The organism is Intestinirhabdus alba (assembly GCF_009711095.1).
GTDB classification, from domain to species: domain Bacteria; phylum Pseudomonadota; class Gammaproteobacteria; order Enterobacterales; family Enterobacteriaceae; genus Intestinirhabdus; species Intestinirhabdus alba.
Map to the genome: position 1 here is coordinate 1 of NZ_WMJZ01000075.1, position 4,742 is coordinate 4,742.

Annotated in this window: 3 protein-coding genes, 4 tRNA genes, 1 rRNA gene and 1 other RNA gene; 8 read left to right on the forward strand and 1 reads right to left on the reverse strand. The window is 51.1% G+C overall.

What is annotated here, in order from left to right; translation table 11 throughout:
- Positions 1–310 precede the first annotated feature (310 nt).
- The 3 genes from rrf (at position 311) to birA (ending at position 2,583) form a co-directional block, all read left to right on the forward strand.
- Positions 311–402, forward strand: a 5S ribosomal RNA gene (rrf, locus tag GJV78_RS22250).
- Between the two features lie 193 nt (positions 403–595).
- Positions 596–1,624, forward strand: coding sequence for a UDP-N-acetylmuramate dehydrogenase (gene murB, locus GJV78_RS22255; protein ID WP_155110248.1), 1,029 nt, complete (start codon positions 596–598; stop codon positions 1,622–1,624).
- On the forward strand, positions 1,621–2,583 hold the full coding sequence (gene birA, locus GJV78_RS22260; protein ID WP_155110249.1) for a bifunctional biotin--[acetyl-CoA-carboxylase] ligase/biotin operon repressor BirA: 963 nt from the start codon (positions 1,621–1,623) through the stop codon (positions 2,581–2,583). Before murB ends, birA begins: the two co-directional genes overlap by 4 nt.
- A 30-nt stretch (positions 2,584–2,613) precedes the next feature.
- Here birA and coaA read toward each other — a convergent pair whose 3' ends face one another.
- Positions 2,614–3,564, reverse strand: coding sequence for a type I pantothenate kinase (coaA, locus tag GJV78_RS22265; RefSeq protein ID WP_155110250.1), 951 nt, complete (start codon positions 3,562–3,564; stop codon positions 2,614–2,616).
- Between the two features lie 390 nt (positions 3,565–3,954).
- Here coaA and GJV78_RS22270 point away from each other — a divergent pair.
- The 5 genes from GJV78_RS22270 to GJV78_RS22290 all read left to right on the forward strand — a co-directional run bounded on the left by GJV78_RS22270 (position 3,955) and on the right by GJV78_RS22290 (position 4,572).
- Positions 3,955–4,030 (forward strand) — tRNA-Thr (locus GJV78_RS22270).
- An 8-nt stretch (positions 4,031–4,038) separates the two neighbouring features.
- A tRNA-Tyr gene (locus GJV78_RS22275) sits at positions 4,039–4,123 on the forward strand.
- Positions 4,124–4,167: 44 nt separating this feature from the next.
- A non-coding RNA gene (locus GJV78_RS22280) (RtT sRNA) lies at positions 4,168–4,299 on the forward strand.
- Between the two features lie 116 nt (positions 4,300–4,415).
- A tRNA-Gly gene (locus GJV78_RS22285) sits at positions 4,416–4,490 on the forward strand.
- 6 nt (positions 4,491–4,496) lie between these two features.
- Positions 4,497–4,572 (forward strand) — tRNA-Thr (locus tag GJV78_RS22290).
- Positions 4,573–4,742: the final 170 nt, after the last annotated feature.

The window sequence follows — 4,742 nt, forward strand, 5'->3', positions numbered from 1 at the left end:
AGATGTTTTGGCGGATTTGAGAGAAGATTTTCAGCTTAGATTCAGAGTTGAGTACGCAATAATTTGCGCAGCAGCAAGGCGACAAGCGAAGGAAAGGAAGGAGCATACTGAAGTATGTGACTGACTTTACGAGCGCAGGCAACGCGGCTGATGCGATAAAGAATTGCGAACTGAGTCCGAAGGATTTTGCGCTGAGACAAGGCGGCAAATGAAGGAAAGGAAGGAGCATACTGGAGTATGTGACTGACTTTACGAATGCAGCCAACGCAGTATGAGCGCAAAAGACACAGGACAGAGCACAAAGAATTTGCCTGGCGGCCGTAGCGCGGTGGTCCCACCTGACCCCATGCCGAACTCAGAAGTGAAACGCCGTAGCGCCGATGGNCGCAGGCTGCGCCGGATAAAAGCTCTGCCCGGCGGCGCTTCGCTCTGTTGGGAAGTCTTGTTGCGGCCGATCGCTTCACTTTTTCAACTTATCTTAATACTGCCCCCGAGGGTTGGCCCGTAATTCCTCCTTTATATTACCTGCCGTAACACAAGCCATATGGCTGCAGATACGTTAAACTACGCCTGATTTTGCATCAGGAAACCGTCTATGAGTCACTCCCTTAAACCATGGAATACCTTCGGGATCGAGCAATCTGCCCATAACATCGTCTGTGCTGAAACTGAACAACAGTTATTAGAAGCCTGGCAATCGGCAAATGCACTACGCCAACCAGTACTGATTCTGGGTGAAGGGAGTAACGTCCTGTTTCTTGAATCTTATAATGGAACGGTCATTGCTAACCGCATTAAAGGCATCCAGGTAACCGAAAAGACGGAAGCATGGCTCCTGCACGTCGGGGCTGGGGAAAATTGGCATCAGTTTGTGGAGTACACTCTCAGACACAATATGCCCGGGCTGGAGAACCTGGCCATGATCCCCGGCTGTGTTGGCTCATCGCCTATCCAGAACATCGGCGCTTATGGGGTTGAATTACAGCGCGTTTGCGATTATGTGGATTGCCTCGAGCTGGCCACGGGTAAACGTCAGCGTCTGACAGCAGAAGAGTGCCGTTTCGGCTACCGCGATAGCATCTTTAAGCATCAATATCAGGATCGTTTTGCCATTGTTGCCGTCGGTTTTTGCCTGCCAAAACGATGGCAGCCGGTACTGAGCTATGGCGATCTGGCCCGGCTAAATCCCGTAACGGTCACGCCGCAGCAGGTTTTTGACGCGGTCTGTCATATGCGTACGACAAAACTGCCCGATCCGAAAATAAACGGTAACGCCGGCAGCTTCTTTAAAAACCCGGTTGTTACCGCAGAGAAATTGCACTCATTGCTTGCCCGTTTCCCGAACGTGCCGCATTACCCCCAGGCCGATGGCTCAGTTAAGCTGGCGGCTGGCTGGCTTATCGATCAATGTCAGTTGAAGGGGGCAATAATTGGCGGTGCGGCGGTACATCTTCATCAGGCGCTGGTGCTCATTAACGTCAGTAACGCAACCAGCAAAGACGTAGTGCAGCTTGCGCGCCATGTGCGTCAGAAAGTGGGTAAAAAATTTAATGTCTGGCTGGAGCCCGAAGTCCGCTTTATCGGCCAGACGGGAGAAGTCGATGGCGTGGAGATTGTGGCATGAAGGATAATACCGTTCCCCTTACGCTTATGTCATTACTGGCCGACGGCGATTTTCACTCCGGGGAGCAATTAGGGGAACGGCTGGGTATGAGCCGGGCTGCGATCAATAAGCATATACAAACGCTGCGGGAGTGGGGCGTTGACGTATTTACCGTTCCTGGAAAAGGCTATAGCCTGCCTGAGCCTGTTCAACTGCTGGACGCCTCGCGTATTCTGGAGCAGCTGGGAGGAGAGGGTGTTACCGTCCTGTCTGTTATTGATTCCACAAACCAGTATCTGTTGGATCGGATTGGCCAGCTGAAGTCCGGTGACGCCTGTGTAGCTGAGTATCAGCAGGCGGGACGCGGTCGACGCGGCCGAAAATGGTTCTCCCCCTTTGGTGCCAATCTGTATCTTTCGATGTTCTGGCGTCTGGAGCAGGGGCCGGCGGCGGCGATGGGGTTAAGCCTGGTGATTGGTATCGTCATGGCTGAGGTGCTGCGTGAGCTGGGTGCCGATCGGGTGCGGGTGAAATGGCCTAACGATCTCTACTTACAGGATAAAAAGCTGGCGGGGATCCTTGTCGAACTGACGGGAAAAACGGGCGATGCGGCGCAAATCGTGATTGGCGCAGGAATTAACATGGCGATGCGCCGTGTAGAAGAGGATATGGTGACTCAGGGATGGATTAACCTGCAGGAAGCCGGCGTTTTTCTCGATCGTAATACCCTGGCGGCAAAGCTTATTCACGAGCTGCGCGCGGCGCTTCAGCTATTTGAGCAGGAGGGACTGGCACCCTGGCTCTCGCGCTGGGAAAAATTGGATAACTTTATTCATCGACCGGTAAAGCTGATCGTTGGGGATAAAGAAATAACTGGTATTTCCCGAGGCATTGATGCGCAGGGCGCGCTGCTGCTGGAGCAGGACGGCGTGGTTAAGCCATGGCTGGGCGGGGAAATATCGCTGCGGGGCGCAGAATAAACTAAAAGGGGCCAAGGCCCCTCGTTTTGCTTATTTCCGCAGTCGAACCTGCTCAACCTCATGATTCGCACTCTTGGTCATAATCAGGCTGGCGCGCTCACGAGTGGGTAAAATATTTTGCTTTAAGTTCAGCCAGTTAATTTCTTTCCATAATGTGGTGGCCGTACTAATAGCTTCTTCTTTCGACAACCTGGCATAATTATGGAAATAAGAATCAGGATTGGTAAAAGCGCCTTCGCGGAATTTTAAAAAGCGATTGATATACCAGGTCTGAAGTAAATCCTCTGGCGCATCGACATAGATAGAAAAATCCACAAAGTCCGATACAAATACGTGATGCGGATCGTGAGGATAATCCATCCCGCTCTGCAGGACGTTCAGGCCCTCCAGGATCAGTATATCCGGCTGGACAACGGTCTTATCACCGTCCGGAATAACATCATAAATAAGGTGGGAATAAACCGGCGCTGTAACGTTCGATACGCCTGATTTAAGATCTGCGACAAATTTTACCAGCCGATGCATATCATAGGATTCGGGAAATCCTTTTTTCTTCATCAGGCCGCGATCTTTAAGCACCTGGTTAGGATGGAGGAAACCGTCGGTGGTAATCAGCTCGACGCGGCGATGCTCCGGCCAGCGGCTCAACAGCGCCTGAAGCACGCGCGCGGTGGTGCTTTTACCTACCGCAACGCTGCCAGCGATGCTGATAATATAAGGAATGCGTTGGCCGTTGGTGCCGAGAAATTGTTCAAGCACGGCCTGGCGGCGTAAATTAGAGCTGATATAGAAGTTAAGCAAACGCGACAAAGGCAAATAGATCTCTGCAACTTCTTCTAACGACAGATCTTCATTAATACCCTTGAGTTGTGCGATCTCTTCCTCGCTCAAAGTCATCGGCACTGAATCACGAAGCGCAGCCCACTGGTTGCGGTCAAACTGTAGGTAAGGCGTCATTAACGTCTGCTCTTTTATACTCATAAGCATGTTTCTGCCTGCCATTACGGCTTCAGGTAACGATAAAAAACGGGTCATCCCCGGCACGCAATGGCACGTCACATTTCTGTTAATCCGGACAATGGGCAGGAGGGTAACACCAGTTGGAAAGGAATAATAAGAAAAAATCGCTTTCGGACGGCTTTCCCTGAAAAGCAAGGTGACGAATAACCCTATAAACGGGGGCGAAGGCTGTTGCCGAACGCCCTGAATGGACCGAATCAGCGTGACGTATTACGTTAAAATTTTGTGCTAAGCTGACTGAAATTACATCATTTTTTGAATCTATAGCTCAAAATGTGAGCAATAAAACATTTTATGCAATTTTTTAGTTGCATGAGTTGGCTGCTCTCCATAGAATGCGCGCTACTTGATGCCGACTTAGCTCAGTAGGTAGAGCAACTGACTTGTAATCAGTAGGTCACCAGTTCGATTCCGGTAGTCGGCACCATCAAGCCTGGTGGGGTTCCCGAGCGGCCAAAGGGAGCAGACTGTAAATCTGCCGTCACAGACTTCGAAGGTTCGAATCCTTCCCCCACCACCAACTTTATTACAGCGACGCTGTAATCCCTGGCTACCTTTGTGAAAGAACGCGGCAGCCGGGGAAGGGTAAGAACCTTCGAGAAAGGTTCGGCTCGAGCGAAAGCGAGAGAGCGTTGCCACAGGCAACGACCCGAAGGGTGAGGAGCGAAGCGACGAATAATCCTTCCCCCACCACCAATTTCGGCCATGCAACGGCGTGGCCCGAGACGCTAAGTTCGCTTAGCGGCTCGAATAAAGAGAGCTTCTCTCGATATTCAGTGCAGAATGAAAATCAGGTAGCCGAGTTCCAGGATGCGGGCATCGTATAATGGCTATTACCTCAGCCTTCCAAGCTGATGATGCGGGTTCGATTCCCGCTGCCCGCTCCAAGATGTGCTGATATAGCTCAGTTGGTAGAGCGCACCCTTGGTAAGGGTGAGGTCGGCAGTTCGAATCTGCCTATCAGCACCACCTCTTTTCTCCTCCCTGTTTTTCTCTTCTGTTATTAGCATTCAACAAGTCGGGCATGTTGCCTGGTTGATGTGGTGATATCACCGATTTATCCGTGTCTTAGAGGGACAATCGATGTCTAAAGAAAAGTTTGAACGTACAAAACCGCACGTTAACGTCGGTACTATCGG